Genomic DNA, 17,841 nt, shown 5'->3' with positions numbered 1-17,841 from the left:
GTTTATGCATTTTTTAAGGCCCAAGTTTCCATCAGCTACTTGGGCTTTTTTTTGCTTGCTCGTTTTTTGGATCCAAAGTGTGTGCGTACGCTTTACTTAGCCCCTTAAGGCATCAACCCCGGCTGGCCGCGTGCTATCGTGCACCCCTTTTCCGAGGGGTAATCCGATGCGAATGCTGATTGGCGCTGTGAGCCTGGCCCTGCTGGGCGGTTGTGTTTCCTCTGCGATGAATGAGGCGCGTCACCAGACGCCGGTGCGGGTGCTGGCCTCCAGTAAAGCCACGCCGTTGGTGGCACAGTGCATTCAGTTTTCGTGGCAGGACGAAGCGGTGTTCGGCGTGGATGCCAGCGGCTACATGAACACCGCCAAAGACGGCGGCATGACGGTCTACACCCGGGGCGCCGAATCGTTTGCCGACCTGACGCCCCAGGGCACGGGCACCTCGGTGAGTTACTACGCCGCCAAACCCGATGACAGTGTGGCCATGCGCCGAATGGCGGCGATGGCCACTTGTCTGTAATTACGCGGTCCCGGGGTTGAGGGGGCGCGTGTGAGCCTGCACCACGGTTTTGTGCTGACCCGCCACTGGCGCGACACCCCGTCGGGGATTGAAGTCGAGTTCTGGCTGGCCACCGACAACGGGCCGCAACGTCTGCGCCTGCCGCTTCAGTCGTGCACCGCGTTCATCCCCGCCGAGCAGCGCGAGCAGGCGCAAGCGCTGTTGCAGGCTGAGCGCGGGCTCGAATGTCGGCCACTGGCGATGTGCGACTTTCATTCGCGCCCGGTGGTGGGGCTGTACTGCCAGCAATACGGCCAGTTGACTGACATCGCCCAGCGTCTGCGGCGTGCCGGGGTAGACGTTTACGAGTCTGATATCCGCCCCCCGGAACGCTATCTGATGGAGCGTTTCATCACGGCGCCCGTCAGTTTTCACGGGCACCCGCAACCGGACGGCCTGTGGCTGGAGGCGCAGATCAAACCCCATCCCGACTACCGGCCGCGCTTGAAGCTGGTGTCGCTGGACATCGAAACCAGCGAGCAAGGCGACCTGTATTCAATTGCCCTTGAAGGCTGCGGCCAGCGTCAGGTGTACATGTTGGGCAAGGCCACGGCCGCCGATGCCCCGGTGGATTTTGACCTTGAGTTCTGCGCCACCCGTGCCGAGCTGCTGCACCGCCTGAACCAGTGGTTTGCGCGGCACGACCCGGACGCCATCATCGGCTGGAACGTGGTGCAGTTCGACATGCGGGTGCTGCACGAACATGCGCGCCGCCTTGGCATCCCGTTGGCGTTGGGGCGCGACGGCAGTGAGATGCAGTGGCGCGAACACGGCGCGCGCAACAACCACTTTTTTGCCAGCGCGGCCGGGCGGCTGATTATCGACGGCATCGAGTCCCTGCGTTCTGCCACTTGGTCGTTCCCCTCGTTCAGTCTGGAGAACGTTGCGCAAACGTTGCTCGGGGAAGGCAAGGACATCAGCACCCCGTACCAGCGCATGGACGAAATCAACCGCATGTTCGTCGAGGACAAACCGGCGCTGGCGCGTTACAACCTCAAGGACTGCGAGCTGGTGACGCGGATCTTCGAGAAAACGCAACTTCTGACCTTCTTGCTGGAACGTGCGTCGGTCACGGGGCTGGAGGCCGATCGCAGCGGGGGCTCGGTCGCCGCGTTCTACCACTTGTACATGCCCCTGATGCACCGTCAGGGGTTCGTGGCGCCGAACCTGGGGGAGAATCCGCCCCAGGCCAGCCCCGGCGGGTTTGTCATGGAGTCGCAGCCGGGTTTGTACGAGTCGGTGCTGGTGCTCGACTACAAAAGCCTGTACCCGTCGATCATTCGCACGTTTCTGATCGACCCGCTGGGGCTGGTAGAAGGCTTGCGCGACCCCAGCGATACCGCGTCTGTGCCGGGCTTTCGTGGCGCCCGTTTTTCCCGCACCCGGCATTGCCTGCCGGCCATCATCGAGCGCGTGGCCAATGGCCGCGAAGCCGCCAAGCGCGAGCAGAACGCGCCGCTGTCCCAGGCCCTGAAAATCATCATGAACGCGTTTTATGGTGTGCTGGGTTCCAGCGGTTGCCGGTTTTTCGACACGCGACTGGCCTCCTCGATCACCCTGCGCGGGCACGACATCATGCTCAAAACCCGGGCGCTGATTGAAGCCAGGGGCTACAGCGTGATCTACGGCGACACCGACTCCACCTTCGTCTGGCTGCGCAGTGAACACAGCGAAGCCGACGCCAGCCGCATTGGCCGCGAGCTGGTGCAGCACGTCAATCAGTGGTGGCAAGACCACGTTCGCGAAGAATACGGGCTGACGAGCGCGCTCGAATTGCAATACGAAACCCATTACCGGCGCTTCCTGATGCCCACGATTCGTGGGGCCGAGGAGGGCAGCAAAAAGCGTTATGCCGGGATGGTGGAGCGCCCCGACGGGCAGTTCGAGATGGTCTACAAGGGGCTTGAAACGGTGCGCAGCGACTGGTCGCCGCTGGCGCAGCAGTTTCAGCAGGCCTTGTATGAACGCATTTTCAAGCGTCAGCCGTATCAGGATTACGTGCGTGATTTTGTGCGCAGTACGCTGGCCGGTGAGCATGACGACTTGCTCATCTACCGCAAGCGCCTGCGTCGCCCGCTCAGCGACTACGAGCGCAATGTGCCGCCCCATGTGCGGGCCGCGCGGCTGGCCGATGAATACAACGACCGTCACGGACGACCCCGCCAATACCAGCGCGGCGGCACCATCAGCTACATCATCACCGTGGCCGGGCCGCAGCCGCTGGAGAACCTGACGGGCGCAGTGGATTACGAACATTACCTGACGCGCCAGCTTCAGCCGGTGGCCGATGCGATTCTGGTGTTCGTCGACGACGACTTCAGCGCCTTGGTGGGCGGGCAGATGGGCCTGTTTTAAGCCTTGTCCGACGCCTCAGCCAGGGCTTTGGACTTGGCCCGGTCCTTGGCGGCCTTGGCTTCGACGGCCAGGCACTCCATGCAGAACTGCTCGGCGTAACTCATGAAAATCTCAGTGGTGTCATTTTTGATCGTGCGCGACCCGGCGAGGATGTAGCGCATGCGCTTTTCCGTCACGCCGATGCGCGAAGCAATCCAGGCCGGGGTCTGGCCGATGCGGTCGACCAGTTTGTTGGCGTATTCGGTGTCAGGGTTGTAGCGGTCAGCATTGGGGTACATGAGTGTTCCGTGTGGGCAGGATGCAAAACAGGGCGGCAGGGTACTCCTTTTTCGCCGGGCTGACGCGGCAAATCCGGCGGCAGGTAACAAAACGTCCGGCACGCAGATATGAACTAGAGTTCTTCCCACTCACTGACAGACACAAGAGGGATTTTCATGACTGCGCTGGACGTTTTTTGGGTCGGATTGGGGGGCGGGCTGGGCTCACTGCTGCGCTGGTGGATCGGTTTACGGGTTGGCCAACTGTATAAAGGGCCGTTGCCGCTGGGTACGTTTGTGATCAACGTCAGCGGTGCGTTTGTGATCGGTTACCTGAGCATTCTGTTCAGCGTCGACTGGCGTGATCGTTACGGTGATTTTCTCAACGCGGCCGTGCTCACCGGCATTCTCGGTGGCTATACCACCTTCAGCAGCATGCAACTGGACGCCTCGAAACTGGCCCGCGCCAAGGACCGTGTCTGGGCTGCCGGGTATCTGATGGTGTCGGTGGTGTTGGGGTTGGCGGCTGCCGCGTTCGGCGCCTGGCTGGCGCGTTAATCAGGAGCAGGAACCATGTTGAATCTGATCATGTTGATTTTTGTCGGCGGCGCGTTTGGCGCCATGTGCCGCGAGTTTGTGATGCTCTCGGTGCCACGCCTGGCCGACGGTTTTCCCATGGATATCTTCGTGGCCAACATCGTGGCGGCGTTTTTGTTGGGCGTCGCGACGTCGTTGTTCAAAAGCAACCGCATCAACCAGTACGTACACGTGATGATCGGGACCGGGATCATGGGCGGGCTTTCAACCTTTTCCAGCTTCGTGTTTGGCGCGGTTGAAATGATGAAAGACCCGGCCGGGGTCTTTGTGTCCATCTGCTACCTGGTGGCCAGCCTGGTGATCGGTTTTGCGGCGGTCGAACTGGGGTTGATTGCCGGGGCGAAATGGCCTGCCCGGCCGGCGGACGATAGCCAAGCCTGAACGCACGAGCTCAGGCGCGGGGGTGGTCCGCGCCTGCGCCTAGGTGCCTTAGCCCAGCGACGTACGCTTGCCGAAGAACATTTCGGTGATCAGGTCATTGTTGATCGCATCCCCCTGCAGGGTACGCACCAGCAGCTCGCTGCCCAACAAGGGCAGTGACAGCACCATGGTCGGGTTGACGCGTTTGACCTTGGCCATGTTCTGGGTTTCGTTGACCAGCGCAATGATTTGCGTGTCGTCACCGGCCACTTCCTTGGCGGCCAGAATCACAAACACGTTTTCCGCGTCACTTTCCGACAGCACCACGATGTATTTCGCTTCGTTGGCGCCGGCCAGCTTCAGGGTCGACACGGCCGAGGTGTCGCCTTCGATGATGTCGGCCTTTTCCGGCAAGTCGTGCGGGCTGCCAGGGGGGCAGACCACGGTCACGTGTTCGCCCCGTTCTGTCAGGCCTTTGTAGACGTTTTGTGCCAGAGAACCCATGCCCACCAGGATGTAGTGATTTTTACGCGCCATGTGAGAAATCCTGCCCTTAACAATGCGTTGGATGTTGTTGCTGATCAGCGGACCGGCAATGGACGCCACCGAGATCGCGAAGATGGTGATGCCCAGGATGATCACCGTCAGGGTGAACATGCGGGCATCGGTGGTGTGCGGGACGATGTCGCCAAAGCCCACGGTGGACATCACCACGATGGCAAAGTAGAACGCGGTCGGCAGGTCGGTGACCTGCGGCGCGAACTGTTCGCCCATGTACAGCGTGCCGAGCATGCTGTAGACGATCAGCGAGGCGATGCTGACCACAGCGAAAAAGCTGCCGGTGGCCAGGCTGTAGTGGTCGAAGCGGCGCCAGAAGTACACCAGCACGGCAATGGTGAACAGCGAGAACAACGTCACGCCATCGGGTTGCTTCAGGATGAACACGTCGACGCAGACCGTGGCCACCAGCAACAGCAGGCAAAAGAACCAACTGATGCGCGACTTGATCAGCAGGCCGATGGACATCAACAGCAACACCAGCCCCACCACGAAGCCGGGGATTTCCAGCAGCGCCAGAAAGCTCAGGGCTTCCTTCCAGGAGCTGAACAGGCCGGACGCGTCGTTGGAGTGCGCCACGCCGCGTTGCAACACCGGTAAGAACAAGAGAAAACCGTTGATGGCCACCAGCAGGGCGACCCCGTAGGCAAAGGAGAATCTGGCTTTTACGTCCTCTTTTAAAGTCATGGTTCCTACGACGCCTCAGTTAAAGAATGGATGGAGTGTAGGTCAGCGGCTAACGCGCACGTCCTTTTGCTGAATCTGCTCATCAGGCATTGGCTCCTAAATGGTCATAACCGCGCAGGTAGTAGTTCAAGGCAGAAATCACCCAACACAACACGAACAGGCCGATGATCCAGTAGCCGATCTCGCCAAAGTGCTCGCTGATGGCGTTGATCGGGGTCCAGATACCGCCCGTCAGTTGCAGTTTGTCGGCAATCAGCCCGAGGGCTTCAACCCCGCCGATAAACAGGGCCACCACCACCGAGGCGGCGGTGATGGTGATGTTGTAGTACAGCTTGCGCACCGGTTTGGAAAACGCCCAGCCGTAGGCGCCGATCATCACAAAGTTGTCCAGCGAATCCACCAGCGCCATGCCCACGGCGAACAGCACCGGGAACACCATGATCGACCACAGGCTGATGCCATGGGAGGCGCTGGTGGCACTGATGCCCAACAGGCCTATTTCAGTGGCGGTGTCGAACCCCAGCCCGAACAGAAACCCCACCGGGTACATGTGCCAGCTTTTGTTGACCAGGTTGAACACCCGGCGAAACACCCGTGCCAACAGGCCGCCGTTGTTGCTCACCAGCCCGTCCAGCTCGTGCGGGGTGAAGGTTTTGCCGGCCTTGACCTGCTTGAACGTCTTGTACACCGAGATCAGGATCACCAGGTTCAGCACCCCGAACAACAGCAGGAACACCGCCGATACCAACGTGCCGATCAGCCCGCCGGTTTCGTGAAACCACGCCATGTCGTCTTTGAACGCCATGGCCGTGGCGGCGATGGCCAGCGACGCCAGGACCACGATGGTGGAATGCCCGAGGGAAAAGTACGTGCCCACGGCAATCGGGGTTTTGCCTTGTTGCATCAGCTTGCGGGTGACGTTGTCGATGGCCGCGATGTGGTCGGCATCCACCGCGTGGCGCAAGCCAAAACTGTAGGCCAGCAGCGCTGTGCCCATCAGCACCGGGTTGGTGCCGAATTCACTGAAGGCCCAGAGCCATGCCAGTGCGTTGGCGACGATCAGGCCGGTCAGCAAACAGATCGCATTGCGTCGGGTCGTGGAGTGCGCTGCTGGGGCCAGAGGTTCGACGATGGCTGTCATGTAAGGGCTCCGCAAAAGGATGAAGGCTACTGGCGGTGGGCAGGCATAACGTCTTTGTTGGGCACCAGAAATAACCACGACGCCAGTACAAACGGCATGGTCAGGGTCGGTATGCCCACCGGTGCCAGCAGGGTATTCAAAGCCCCTTGCACAAACACCGTGAAAATCACCCCGATCAGGGTGTAGATCAGCACCCGCCAACTGGGCGTGTTGAACGTTGAGCCCAGCGCAATGGCGGTCAGTACGGCGCTGAACGCGTACAGGCCATTGTTGATGCTGGCATGCTCGGCTTGCAGCACGGTAGCCGTCAGCACCGCCAGCAGCGAACCGCAGACGGCAAACACCGCCGCCCACAGCGAGGACACCGCGAGCCCGGCGAGAAACAGCACGCTGCCGATCAGGGTGCTGATCAGAAACACTTCGGAAATGCCGTTGAACACCCCGTCGAGCAGGTGAATACCGTCGAACAGGTTGCTGTTGTGGGCGACCAGATCGTGGGGCAGGTTGGGCACCGGCAGCGCCGTGTTGGTCAGGCCGCCAAAGGCGTAGCTGGCCAGCAGGATCATCCAGGTCACCAAGACAAACGGGGCAGTCAGGGCGGCGACTTTCCAAGTGTTGAGGATGTCGGCAATGCAGAGCATGACGATCACCGAGACCACGCTGGCAAGGATGATGCACAGCCACAGCACCGGTGTGACCTCAAGAAAGGTCGGCAACGCCGCGCCCACCAGACAACCGTTGTAGCCGTACAGCCCGGACTTCCACGAGGCGCGGTCCTTGAGGCTTAGTCCGGCGAGGGTCGCCACCGCCGTGCCCAGTACGCAGCCCCAGGCCACGGCTGGAATGCCTTCGGCATAGGCGCCGACAAAGATCGCGGCGAAGAACAACAGCCCGGTCAACGGGTTGTTCTGGAACATGACTTGGGCACAACCGCGCAGGGTGACGTCGATGAACTCGATCCCCCGATTGCCGTTTGCCAGTTGGGTCCATGTGGAACCGGGCGCTTTGGCGACATCCATAGATGCTTCTCCATTCGGGCTGCAAAGGGTGTGCAATCACCGGCGCCGCAGCCGGCCCCGGTCACTACTGCGCAGTGCGAGTCGCCTAGCGCCAGAGAAACGGCGGCGCTAAGGTGACCCCCAGAATTTCCTCACGGGCGACTTTCCAGAACTCGCGGACCTGAGCCTTGACCTCACCGCTGTCATTGCCCAGCACCTTGAAGATCAGCCCGCAGTCATTGGGCAGGCGGGTCACGCCACTGGCCAGCCCGGCCTTGATATCGAACAGGGCAGGCATGCGTTCGACAATCCGGTCGTGATGCGCCTTGGGGGTGAGCAGCACCACGTTGCCGAACACGTCGAAGGTCTGCATCACGCCAATGGCGTCGAGGCTTTCCTTTTTGGGCTCCAATACGTATTTCTCGACAAACAGCTCCCGGCCCTCAAGGGTTTGGGCGCAGACCCGCGAGGAAAACACGTCAAAACCGAAGCGCTCATCCACGTGGTGGTATTTGCGCCCGGACATCAGGATTTCGCTGTAAATCGCCGTGGCCGTGGGGTGAATCGTGATCCGGGTGTCGGTGATAAACCGTGCATCGCGGTGCGGGATCAGCGGGTCGGGCATGAACTCCAGGTAGCCGTTTTCCTCGACCCGAAACTGCTGGATCTGCGAGGCATAGTTGGCATTCATCGAATGCACTTTGGTGGCCGATTGGGTCGTCACGTGCCCGCAGGCGCCCACCCCCACATTCACGTCGGTGGCCAGGCGGTCGCCTTGCAGCACGCAGCCGGAGGTCGAAATCATGGTCACGCAGGGCAGACCGGGCATTTCTTCGTCCCAATACAAGGCCCGCTGCACCAGTGACGGCACGCGCCGCTCGACATCCGCCAAAATGCTGCGCTCCCCGCGCCGCTCAAACCCCAGGCGCAAGTAACCGCTTTTGCCGACCGCGCCGCTGTGCATCTGCGGCGGTTCATTCTGGTACTCCGCCAGCTCCGGCGCGTCCTGACCCAATGCATGAGCGCGAAGCCGTGAAGGGGTGTTCACGATGTTCAGGCTCTGAGCAGTCATGCAGTGACCTCGTGGGTGGCGGGTTTCTGGGCGAACAGGAACATGTGTTCAATCATGTCCACCAGTTCTTCAATGCCTTGGCCGGTTTTGCAGTTGGTGAGGATGTACGGGCGGTTGCCGCGCACCACTTTGGTGTCGCTTTCCATCACGTCCAGGCTGGCGCCCACGTACGGCGCGAGGTCGATCTTGTTGATGATCAGGATGTCGGCCTGCACCAGCCCCGGACCGTTTTTGCGCGGGATTTTTTCGCCTTCGGCCACGTCGATCACATAAATGTAGAAGTCGGCCAGCGCCGGGCTGAAGGTCAGGGTCAGGTTGTCGCCGCCGCTCTCGATCATGATCAGGTCGCTGTCGGGGAATTTCTCTTCCATTTCCTCGACTGCGGCAATGTTCATGCTCGGGTCTTCGCGCACCGCCGTGTGCGGGCAGGCGCCGGTTTCGACGCCGAGGATCTTGTCTTCGTCGAGGATGCCCTTGAGGGTGCGCTTGACCTGTTTGGCGTCTTCGGTGGTGACGATGTCATTGGTGATGATCAGCGGTTTGTAACCGCGCTGGATCAGGATCGGGGTGATCACTTCAATGATTGCGGTTTTACCCGAGCCGACCGGGCCGCCAATACCAATACGTGTAATTTTTTTCACGGGACTTGCTCCTGAAACAGTCTTTTCATCGGGCACCGCGCCGGCACCGCGCCGGCACCGCGCCGGCACCGCGCCGGCAGGGGGCCGGCGCGGTGCAGCGGGTCAGTTCATAAACAGCCGCACATGGGCTTTGACGTGGACCGCAGCCAGCACGTCGACAATGGGCACATAGGACGACATCTGCTCGATGTCGCCGATTTCAGCGATGTCGCAAAACGCTTCAATGTCGTGGTTGAGTTCAAACAGGATGTGCTGGGTGTCCAGGTGCGTGACACGCATCAGGCGCATGGCGGCGCTGAGGATGGTCATCGCCACCCCGTACTGGTGCATCACCACCACCTCGCGGGCGCCGATGCCCTGGGTCGACATCACCACGGCCTGGGTCACGGGGTACGTGCCTGCGGCGTTGCCGGCCTTGATTTGCTCCAGCCACCAACGCACCAACGGGGTTTCCACCACATGGATTGACATCTGCGCGAGTTTTTTGCCCATGCGGGTGGCCATCAGGCGGCTTTCTTCGTTGAGCTTGCGGTTATTGACCGCCCAGTCCGCCCGCAAAATGCCTTCACGGTCATCAGCGATGGCCGCGCGGTGCGCCGCGACCACCCCCATGCCGTCACAACTGGCGGCCTGCTTGAGCGCCGTGAGTACAAACCCTTTGAGGGTTGCCACATCGTGCACGATGCCGGTCTGGATCGCGGACTCGACCCCGTTGGAGAACGTGAACGCACCGACCGGTAACACCGAGTCGCCAAACTGCATGATGCGGATGAGATCTGCTGCCTTCATGGTCACGCCTTCTGCAAGGTTCAGTGCTTATGGTCGTGGTGCGTATGCCCATGGTCATGGCTATGACTGTGGCTGATGCCGTCGCCATGGCTGTGCACGCCGTGAATCTTGAGTGCCGCGGCCTCCAGCTTGTCCTGAGGGCTGGCGACGTGGACGTGGGTGTCGGTTTCTTCGGCGCCGCCGAACAGCAGGCGGGCTTCGGAGCTGGTGAGGTGCGGCAGGATTTCGGCGCCGCCGATGAAGGCGTAGGGCAGGTGTTCAAAGCCGTGGGTGCGCATCACCGAGTCCATCATCTTGGTTTCCACGGTGAGCGGGATGTACACCTCGTTGTTTTTGGTCACGGCTTTCCAGTGCTGGTTGCCCAGTGCGTGGCCGAGTTCGAAGCTGGTTTTTATCAGGACATCGAGGGGCTGTTTTTTCAGCTCCTTGAGGTCAATCACCATGACGTCGCGCAGGTTCAGTTGCACCACCACGGCGGTTTTGCTGGCCTCATCCCACATCAGCACATCGCCGTCGGCCAGCACCACGTTGCGTTCCAGCGAAATACCCAGGTCGCGCCCGCCGAGGCTGGTGCGGCGGCAGCGGCTTTTCTGCGCTTCGCGCTGATCGAGCACCAGCAGGTCGATGTGAGCGCCTTCGAGTCTGCGCTGCCAGACCGGGTCTTTCTTGGCATTGCCCAGAATGTGTTCAATCAAAATCACGTCGCAAACTCCTTCCATGATGCCCGGCCATCCACCCACGGGTGGCGGCCGGGCGGTCTGCCTTAGCCGAAGAAATACCGCTGGTTCATGGTGGCCACATCGATCGGTTTGCACGTGGCGTGCACGCCGTCGACTTTCACCTCGAACGTTTCAGGGTTGACTTCGATGTGCGGCGTCTGGTCGTTGCGCACCAGGTCCTTCTTGGAAATGGTGCGGCAGTTGCGCACCGCCATGACCTGACGGTCCAGCCCGGCCTTTTCCTTGACCCCGTCTTCCAGCGCGGCCTGCGACACGAAGGTCACGCAGGTGTCTTGCATGGTTTTGCCGAAGGCGCCGAACATCGGACGGTAGTACACCGGCTGCGGCGTGGGCAGGGAGGCGTTCGGGTCACCCATGGCGGCCCAGTTAATCATGCCGCCCTTGATCACCAGTTTTGGTTTGGCCCCGAAGAAGCGCGGGTCCCACAGCACCAGGTCGGCCATCTTGCCCACCTCGACAGACCCCAGGACGTGGCTCACGCCTTGGGCAATGGCCGGGTTGATGGTGATTTTGGCCACGTAACGCAGCACGCGGAAGTTGTCGTTGCCCGCGCTGTCTTCCGGCAATTTGCCGCGCGAGACTTTCATGGCGTGGGCGGTTTGCATCACCCGCAGCCAGTTTTCACCGACCCGGCCCATGGCCTGGGAGTCACTGGAAAACATGGAGATCACGCCCATGTCTTGCAGCACGTTTTCGGCGGCGATGGTTTCCGGGCGTACCCGGCTTTCGGCAAACGACACGTCGGCCGGCACATTGGGGTTGAGGTTGTGACAGACCATGATCATGTCGAACAACTCGGCCTGGCTGTTGACGCCGTAGGGCAGGGTGGGGTTGGTCGAGCTCGGCAGGACGTTGAGCTGGCTGGCCACCTTGATGATGTCCGGGGCGTGACCGCCGCCTGCGCCTTCGGTGTGGAAGGTGTGAATAGTACGGCCTTCAAAGGCATCGATGGTGTCTTCGACGTAGCCGCATTCGTTGAGGCTGTCGGTGTGCACCGAGACCTGAATGTCCATTTCATCGGCGGTGCGCAGCGCATGGCGCAGGGCGTTGGAGGTAGCGCCCCAGTCTTCGTGGACTTTGAGCCCGGCAACCCCGGCAATGATTTGTTCGGCAAGCGGGTCGCGAGAAAAGGAGTTGCCCTTGCCCAGCAGGCCGACGTTGATCGGCAAGCCTTCGAGCGAGCGCAGCATCTGGCGGATGTTCCACGGGCCCGGCGTCACGGTGGTGCCGTTGGTGCCGTCGGTAGGGCCGATGCCGCCGCCGAAGAACGTGGTGATGCCGTTGGACAGGCCGTGGTAAGCCTGTTGCGGCGAGATCAGGTGAATGTGGGTGTCGATCCCGGCGGCGGTGAGGATCAGGTGCTCGCCGGAAATGGCGTCCGTGCTCACGCCCACCACCATGTTATTGGTCACACCGCTCATGGTGCCGGGGTTGCCGCTTTTGCCAATGCCGCAGATCTTGCCGTCGCGGATCCCCACGTCGGCCTTGATCACACCCTGAATGGCGTCAACGATGGTGACGTTGGTGATCACCAGGTCGAGCACGCCGTTATCGCGGGTCAGGTGGTTGTTGGCGCCCATCCCGTCGCGCAGCGATTTGCCGCCGCCGTACACGGCTTCTTCGCCATAGCCGCGCAGGTCCTTTTCGATTTCTACAAACAGGTCAGTGTCGCCCAGGCGGATCTTGTCGCCCGTGGTCGGGCCGAACAGCCCGGCGTATTCTTTGCGTGAAATAGTTGGCATCGGTGGCTCCTTCCTTCATGCGGCGCATTCGTCAATGGCGCAACGACGCGCAGGCAAAATGTGAAATGCGGCGCTTAGTTGGATGGTTTGGAAAACTTGAAGCCGCGATCGGCTGCACGCTGGATGGCTTGCAGTTTTTCCGGGCGTTCATGGCCGCTGACCGTGCTGTCGGGGGCCCAGCCGTCCACCAGGTTGTTGAAGCCGTACAGGGTTTGTTTGCCGCCGAAGGGGATCAACGGCACTTCAATTTCATCGCCCGGCTCGAAACGGATGGCCGTGGTGGCGGTGATGTTCAGACGCTTGCCGAACGCGGCAGCGCGGTCGAACTCCAGCGCTCGGTTGACTTCGAAAAAGTGAAAGTGCGAACCCACTTGAATCGGCCGGTCGCCGGTGTTGCGCACTTTGACCTTGGTCACCGCACGGTCTTCGTTGAAGGTGATCGGCGTGCTGGCGTAGATGCAACCGCCCAGCGGCACATTGCTTTCATTGCCGGTGGATACACCCCCAGGGTTTTTGGCGTGGGGGATGTGGTGGTCAGGATGGGTGTCCTGATGCGGTGATTGGGAAGGTTGGGGGGATGCTGGCTTTTTGCTGCTCATGACGGAATCCTCAAACGGGTGTGTTTGGCGTTAACCGGCTTGACTGCTCGGCCGTTATTTGATCGGGTCGTGAACCGTGACCAGACGGCTGCCATCGGTAAAAATCGCTTCCACCTGAACGTTGGGGATCAGGTCGCTCACACCCTCCATGACGTCATCTTTGGTCAGTACTTTGCCTGCCTCGGTCATGACGTCTTCCACCGACTTGCCATCCCGTGCCCCTTCAAGCGCCGTGACGGTAATAATTGAAACGGCCTCGGGAAAGTTCAACTTCAAACCACGCGCCTTGCGTCGCAGTGCCACGTCCGACAAGGTGTAAATCATCAATTTGTCGATTTCTCTCGGGGTGAGCTGCATAAGCCCTCCTATTCACAGTGCGCTTAATCGTTAAGTTTCAATGTGCCGGTCAGACGGACAAACCCTTGTTTCAACATTCGGTAACGGGCAAGGATGCAACGGGTTGAATGTGGCGCAGGGTTTCTTAACGCGGTAATGGTTGTATTCAACACAGCGGGGATCACGCAGGCGGTTGTCTTGCAGTGTTGATGCAGGGCGACCGTTCTCGGGGTGCTATTGAACGTGAGCACGTTATGTGACGCGTACACTGAGCACGTTGCCACGGGGCGGCGCATCAGGTGTTTAAACGTATGAGTGTGTTCAGTGGTCATGTGCTCTTCCGTTCAGTTCCATCAAGACGGGCGCGATCAGAGCGTAGTCGATAATTTTGCAGCGATGAACAACTACCAGGCAGGGAAAAAGGCCGCACAGGACCACTTGACGAATATTAAAAGCGTATCAAATTTATATAATTGCTTTAAAAACAGTAGTTTATGGTGATTTTATTATGGGTTTTGGTGGGTTTTAGAGATGTTATTTGGCCATGTGGCAGGTAAAAATCTTCATGTTCGCGGCTCTTTTTTCATATTTAGCTGTAGGTATTTTCCTGTCTGAATGTAGTCTTTGTATCGGTATTCGATAATGTGTCGCGACGTGCTCACCCTGGGATGTGCCGCACTGACGCTCAATGGTCCGCAGGCGGCTCGTTGTTTTTAAACAAGTGTTTATGTCCCGGATGGTAAAGCGCCGCGTGCAGTTGATCGTTCAATTCAGCCAGTTGTTTGAGCATTTCAAGGCTGAGCCATACATAGGCATAAAAAGGCGTTTCTATTTCTTTGCCGCTAATACTCTTAAGTGCCAACTCGCGTAACTGGTGCGAACTTTTACGTAACTGTGAACTGATTTCGTTATCGCCAATGCCCCTGACTAATTTGTTTTGTAACGATTGCAAGGCCAACGGTATAAGGCGGTGCAAGTCACTTAAGGCCGGTTCGTTTTTAATCAATAAATGATTTTCGCGGGAAGACCAGTACGCATCGATCATCAGAATCAGTGTGGAGACCACATTGCGGTGCAACGTTTGCAGGCCATTGAAAACGTCCTGCTTGAGGTGGCTTTCGTTGCTTGCGGCGGCGATGTAACTGCGCAACTTGACCACCGCGTCCAGCTCATCTTTGAGTGTGTCGTCCAGGTGGGGGCGCTCCAGCACCTGCGGCGAAAAGTAGGCTTCATACAGGTCGTTGAGTGTGCCCATGCTCTGGCTGAATTTGATGCGCAGGTCGGTGTAGGCCCGTTGCGGATAGATGCTGGTGAAGATCAGCGCCAGTATCGAGCCGGCCATGACATAAGCGCTGCGCAACACGGCGGCGTCCATGTCATTGGGGGCCGAACAACTGACCACGGCCAGGGTCGCGCCAATCAGCAGCGCCATGTAGGGGTGTTTGCCCAGGGTCAGGTAGCCGCACGCGAACATCACCACCGCGCACCACAGCAGCATCGCGGGGAATGAATACATCTCCAGGTACAGCGCCACCAGCCCCGACACGGCGCCGATCACCGTACCGCCGGTTCGTTGCACGGCCCGTGAGAACACATTGCCCCAGTACGGCAGCGGGCCCATCACGATCAGCATGGTAATCAAGGCCCAGGAGGCGTCTTCGAGCTTGAACCAGCGGATCCCCGCGAAGGTGATTAAAAACGCCAGGCTGATGCGGGTCGCGTGAATCCAGCGGTAATAGCGACAGGCCAACTGTTCCAGCGTCGAGATCTTTTTGCCCAAGTGCATGTCGCCTCCCACCCATGATCCGCAATGGGCAGGGAGCCTAGTTCAAGGGTGGGCAGTCCTCCACACGCGTCGGGCGTGGCCATACCGGTTGCAGATGGCACGTTCTGTATTTCCTATGGCCGGGGCCGCGTGTACAGCGCATAAGATGACGCCAACTGACCCAAAAAAATAAAAGAGGAAGTGCTGATGAATGCTGTCCAGGCACCGCTGACCCGCCCACCCTTGCCCGCGTCGTTACTGCAATCGTTGCAGGCGCTGTTGGGCCCCCGCTTGTCGACGTCTGCCAGCGTGCGCGAGCACCACGGCAGCGACATTTCGTCTCTGGGCCCAATACCGCCGGATGCGGTGGCGTTTGTGCAGAGCCTGGACGAGATCGTCAGTGTTTCCCGGCTGTGCCATGCCCATGACGTGCCGATGATTCCGTATGGCAGCGGCACCTCGCTCGAGGGCTGGTTGCAAGCGGTGCAGGGCGGGGTGTGCATCGACGTGTCGGGGATGAATCAGGTGCTTGAAATTCGCCCGGACGACATGGATGTCACGGTGCAGCCCGGCGTCACCCGCAAACAGCTGAATGCGGCGTTGCATGGCACCGGTTTGTTCTTCCCGATTGATCCGGGTGCGGATGCCTCGCTGGGGGGCATGGCGTCCACCCGGGCCTCGGGCACCAATGCGGTGCGTTACGGCACCATGCGCGAGAACGTGCTGGGCATGACCGCCGTGCTGGCCGATGGCCGGGTGATTAAAACCGGCGGCCGGGCACGCAAGTCGTCGGCCGGCTACGACCTCACGCATTTGCTGGTGGGCTCGGGCGGCACGCTGGCCACGTTTGCCGAATTGACCGTCAAACTGCACCCCTTGCCGGAAGCCATTTCAGCGGCGATTTGCACCTTCCCCACGGTGGACGATGCGGTGCGCACGGTGATTCAGACCATCCAGCTCGGGGTGCCGATTGCCCGCATTGAGCTGATCGACGCCCTGACGGTGCGAGCCATCAACGCCTACAGCCACACCGATTTGCGCGAAGCCCCGTCGTTGTTTTTCGAGCTGCACGGCTCCGAGTCCGGGGTCAAGGAACAGATAGAAACCGTGCGCATGGTGGCCGATGAACACGGCGGGCAGGACTTCGAATGGGCCGTCAACCCGGAGGACCGCACCCGCTTATGGCAGGCGCGGCACGATGCCTACTTCGCCTCGGTGGCGCTGCGTCCGGGGTGTCGCTCGTTGACCACCGATTCGGTGGTGCCGATCTCGCGCTTGGCCGAGTGCATTGAAGCCACGGCTGCCGACTTGCACGCAAACGGCTTGCTGGCACCCATTTTTGGCCATGTGGGCGATGGCAATTTCCATGCGCTGATACTGGTGGACCCCCATGACGCGGACGAAGTGGCCCGTGCCGAGGCGGTCGCCCATCGTTTGGCCGAGCGCGCGATTGCCTGTGAAGGCAGTTGCACCGGCGAGCACGGGATTGGCCTGACCAAGCGCGATTACATGGCCGTTGAACACGGGCAAAACGCGGTGGATGTGATGCAGTCGATCAAGCACGCGCTGGACCCGAAAGGGCTGATGAACCCCGGCAAGATTTTCCGGCGCGATTAACACGACGCGTGGGCGCGCTGCTCGCCGGGATTGTCAGGTGACGCTGCAATCGCGGCGTGTATAGAATCCGCGGCATGGAAATTCGTCAGCTCAAGTATTTCGTCGCCATTCTCGACAACGGCAGCCTCAGTGGGGCGGCCCGCGACGTGTTTGTCGCCCAGTCCGCCCTGAGCAAGCAGATCCTCGACCTTGAGAAAGAGCTGGGGGTGCAACTGTTGCACCGCAGCCACAGCGGTGTGACGGCCACCGCGCCGGGCAAGGTGTTTTACGAATACGCCCAGGGCATCCTCAAGCACCTGCAGGACGCCCGCAACGCGGTGCTGGATTCGGCGCAAGCGGTCAGCGGCCCGGTGGTGGTAGCGCTGCCGCAGAGTGTGGCCAGCCCGTTGGCCTTGCCGTTGCTGCGCGAGGTGGCCACGCGCTACCCGCAAGTGCGGCTGAACCTCAATGAAGAGCTGACCGGCAACCTGTTCGAGCAGCTGTTGTACGGGCGTATCGATCTGGCGCTGTTCACCGATGCCGAGCTGCCGCCCGAGATCGCGTTCACCCCGTTGCTCGAAGAAGACTTCTACTGGCTGTGCGCGCCCGCGGATGACCCGTGGCCTGCCGGTCAGGTGCTCGACCTGGAGCAGGCGTTTGCCCGGCCGCTGGTCTGGCCGGGCGCGGCCCACGGCCATTGCACGCGGGCGATTGTCGAGCGCGTGGCGGCCCGCCATGGCGTGTGTGCGGCGCCTCCCGCGCTGGAAGTCAACTCGGTACACATCCTCAAAAGTGCAGTGCAAGCTGGGTTGGGCCCGACCTTGATGCCGCTCAACCTGGCCCGTCGCGAGCTTGAAGAGGGGCGCCTCACCGCCCACCGCGTCGATTGCCCGGCGCTGTATCGCACGCTGGGCATCTGCGTGTCGACCCGCATGCCGCCGACCCCGGCGCGTGAGGCAGTGGCCGCGCTGATCGGGGAGGTGGTCAACCGCATGGGTGAGCAGGGGCAATGGCCCGGCAGTCGCCGGTTGAGCAACGGGCCGACCTGA

General features: G+C 60.6%; 17 protein-coding genes and 1 pseudogene. 6 read left to right on the top strand and 12 right to left on the bottom strand.

The genetic code is table 11. The features are described from left to right. Positions 1 to 166 precede the first annotated feature (166 nt). Together V6F78_RS06370 and V6F78_RS06365 are read left to right on the top strand one after the other, a co-directional pair. On the top strand, positions 167 to 520 hold the full coding sequence (locus tag V6F78_RS06370) for a hypothetical protein (RefSeq protein WP_047276297.1): 354 nt from the start codon (positions 167 to 169) through the stop codon (positions 518 to 520). A gap of 30 nt (positions 521 to 550) precedes the next feature. Then, the gene (locus V6F78_RS06365; RefSeq protein ID WP_332726834.1) at positions 551 to 2,914 is read left to right on the top strand and encodes a DNA polymerase II; all 2,364 of its coding nucleotides are present in this window, start codon (positions 551 to 553) and stop codon (positions 2,912 to 2,914) included. Here V6F78_RS06365 and V6F78_RS06360 read toward each other — a convergent pair. After that, positions 2,911 to 3,192 carry a hypothetical protein gene (locus V6F78_RS06360; RefSeq protein WP_047275741.1) on the bottom strand — a complete coding sequence of 94 codons (282 nt, stop codon included), beginning with the start codon at positions 3,190 to 3,192 and terminating at the stop codon, positions 2,911 to 2,913. The two genes, V6F78_RS06365 and V6F78_RS06360, sit on opposite strands and share 4 nt — an antisense overlap. A gap of 156 nt (positions 3,193 to 3,348) precedes the next feature. Here V6F78_RS06360 and crcB (V6F78_RS06355) point away from each other — a divergent pair, with 156 nt between their 5' ends. Together crcB (V6F78_RS06355) and crcB (V6F78_RS06350) are read left to right on the top strand one after the other, a co-directional pair. Continuing rightward, positions 3,349 to 3,729, top strand: a complete 381-nt coding sequence (gene crcB, locus V6F78_RS06355; protein WP_094991343.1) for a fluoride efflux transporter CrcB — start codon at positions 3,349 to 3,351, stop codon at positions 3,727 to 3,729. 15 nt (positions 3,730 to 3,744) lie between these two features. After that, positions 3,745 to 4,149: a fluoride efflux transporter CrcB gene (crcB, locus tag V6F78_RS06350; RefSeq protein WP_047294402.1), complete on the top strand. Its 405-nt coding sequence runs from the start codon at positions 3,745 to 3,747 to the stop codon at positions 4,147 to 4,149. A 48-nt stretch (positions 4,150 to 4,197) separates the two neighbouring features. Here crcB (V6F78_RS06350) and kch read toward each other — a convergent pair whose 3' ends face one another. The 11 genes and pseudogenes from kch to V6F78_RS06295 form a co-directional block, all read right to left on the bottom strand. Beyond that, positions 4,198 to 5,373 (bottom strand): voltage-gated potassium channel protein, encoded by a 1,176-nt coding sequence (kch, locus tag V6F78_RS06345; RefSeq protein ID WP_047294400.1) that lies wholly within the window; start codon positions 5,371 to 5,373, stop codon positions 4,198 to 4,200. Between the two features lie 82 nt (positions 5,374 to 5,455). After that, the gene (locus V6F78_RS06340) at positions 5,456 to 6,514 is read right to left on the bottom strand and encodes a HoxN/HupN/NixA family nickel/cobalt transporter (RefSeq protein ID WP_047294399.1); all 1,059 of its coding nucleotides are present in this window, start codon (positions 6,512 to 6,514) and stop codon (positions 5,456 to 5,458) included. 26 nt (positions 6,515 to 6,540) lie between these two features. Further along, positions 6,541 to 7,533: an urea transporter gene (gene yut, locus V6F78_RS06335; protein ID WP_094991341.1), complete on the bottom strand. Its 993-nt coding sequence runs from the start codon at positions 7,531 to 7,533 to the stop codon at positions 6,541 to 6,543. Positions 7,534 to 7,618: 85 nt separating this feature from the next. Further along, positions 7,619 to 8,584 (bottom strand): urease accessory protein UreD, encoded by a 966-nt coding sequence (locus V6F78_RS06330; RefSeq protein ID WP_047276311.1) that lies wholly within the window; start codon positions 8,582 to 8,584, stop codon positions 7,619 to 7,621. Further along, a complete protein-coding gene (gene ureG / locus V6F78_RS06325) occupies positions 8,581 to 9,225 on the bottom strand; it encodes an urease accessory protein UreG (protein ID WP_047276312.1) in 645 nt (214 codons plus the stop codon). The genes V6F78_RS06330 and ureG overlap by 4 nt, the downstream gene beginning before the upstream one ends. Before the next feature lie 102 nt (positions 9,226 to 9,327). Continuing rightward, positions 9,328 to 10,014 carry an urease accessory protein UreF gene (locus V6F78_RS06320; protein ID WP_047294398.1) on the bottom strand — a complete coding sequence of 229 codons (687 nt, stop codon included), beginning with the start codon at positions 10,012 to 10,014 and terminating at the stop codon, positions 9,328 to 9,330. 20 nt (positions 10,015 to 10,034) lie between these two features. Then, entirely contained in the window at positions 10,035 to 10,715 is a 681-nt protein-coding gene (ureE, locus tag V6F78_RS06315) for an urease accessory protein UreE (RefSeq protein WP_047276317.1), read from the bottom strand. A 62-nt stretch (positions 10,716 to 10,777) separates the two neighbouring features. Continuing rightward, positions 10,778 to 12,496: an urease subunit alpha gene (locus tag V6F78_RS06310; RefSeq protein WP_047294397.1), complete on the bottom strand. Its 1,719-nt coding sequence runs from the start codon at positions 12,494 to 12,496 to the stop codon at positions 10,778 to 10,780. 179 nt (positions 12,497 to 12,675) lie between these two features. Continuing rightward, positions 12,676 to 13,095 (bottom strand): annotated as a pseudogene (locus V6F78_RS06305) (urease subunit beta); the annotation flags it as partial. Positions 13,096 to 13,149: 54 nt separating this feature from the next. Beyond that, the gene (locus V6F78_RS06300; protein WP_047275719.1) at positions 13,150 to 13,452 is read right to left on the bottom strand and encodes an urease subunit gamma; all 303 of its coding nucleotides are present in this window, start codon (positions 13,450 to 13,452) and stop codon (positions 13,150 to 13,152) included. A gap of 664 nt (positions 13,453 to 14,116) precedes the next feature. Beyond that, complete coding sequence (locus V6F78_RS06295) at positions 14,117 to 15,217, bottom strand: FUSC family protein (protein WP_332726833.1); 1,101 nt, start codon at positions 15,215 to 15,217, stop codon at positions 14,117 to 14,119. Positions 15,218 to 15,403: 186 nt separating this feature from the next. Between V6F78_RS06295 and V6F78_RS06290 the strand changes: the two genes are divergently transcribed. Together V6F78_RS06290 and V6F78_RS06285 are read left to right on the top strand one after the other, a co-directional pair. After that, the gene (locus V6F78_RS06290; RefSeq protein WP_047275715.1) at positions 15,404 to 16,813 is read left to right on the top strand and encodes an FAD-binding oxidoreductase; all 1,410 of its coding nucleotides are present in this window, start codon (positions 15,404 to 15,406) and stop codon (positions 16,811 to 16,813) included. A 74-nt stretch (positions 16,814 to 16,887) separates the two neighbouring features. After that, positions 16,888 to 17,841, top strand: a complete 954-nt coding sequence (locus V6F78_RS06285) for a LysR family transcriptional regulator (RefSeq protein ID WP_047275713.1) — start codon at positions 16,888 to 16,890, stop codon at positions 17,839 to 17,841.

Origin of the sequence: Pseudomonas sp. ESBL9 (assembly GCF_036668715.1) — a bacterium.
Taxonomy (GTDB): domain Bacteria; phylum Pseudomonadota; class Gammaproteobacteria; order Pseudomonadales; family Pseudomonadaceae; genus Aquipseudomonas; species Aquipseudomonas lundensis.
Note: the sequence above shows the minus strand (reverse complement) of the source record. Positions and strands in the feature narration are given on the sequence as shown.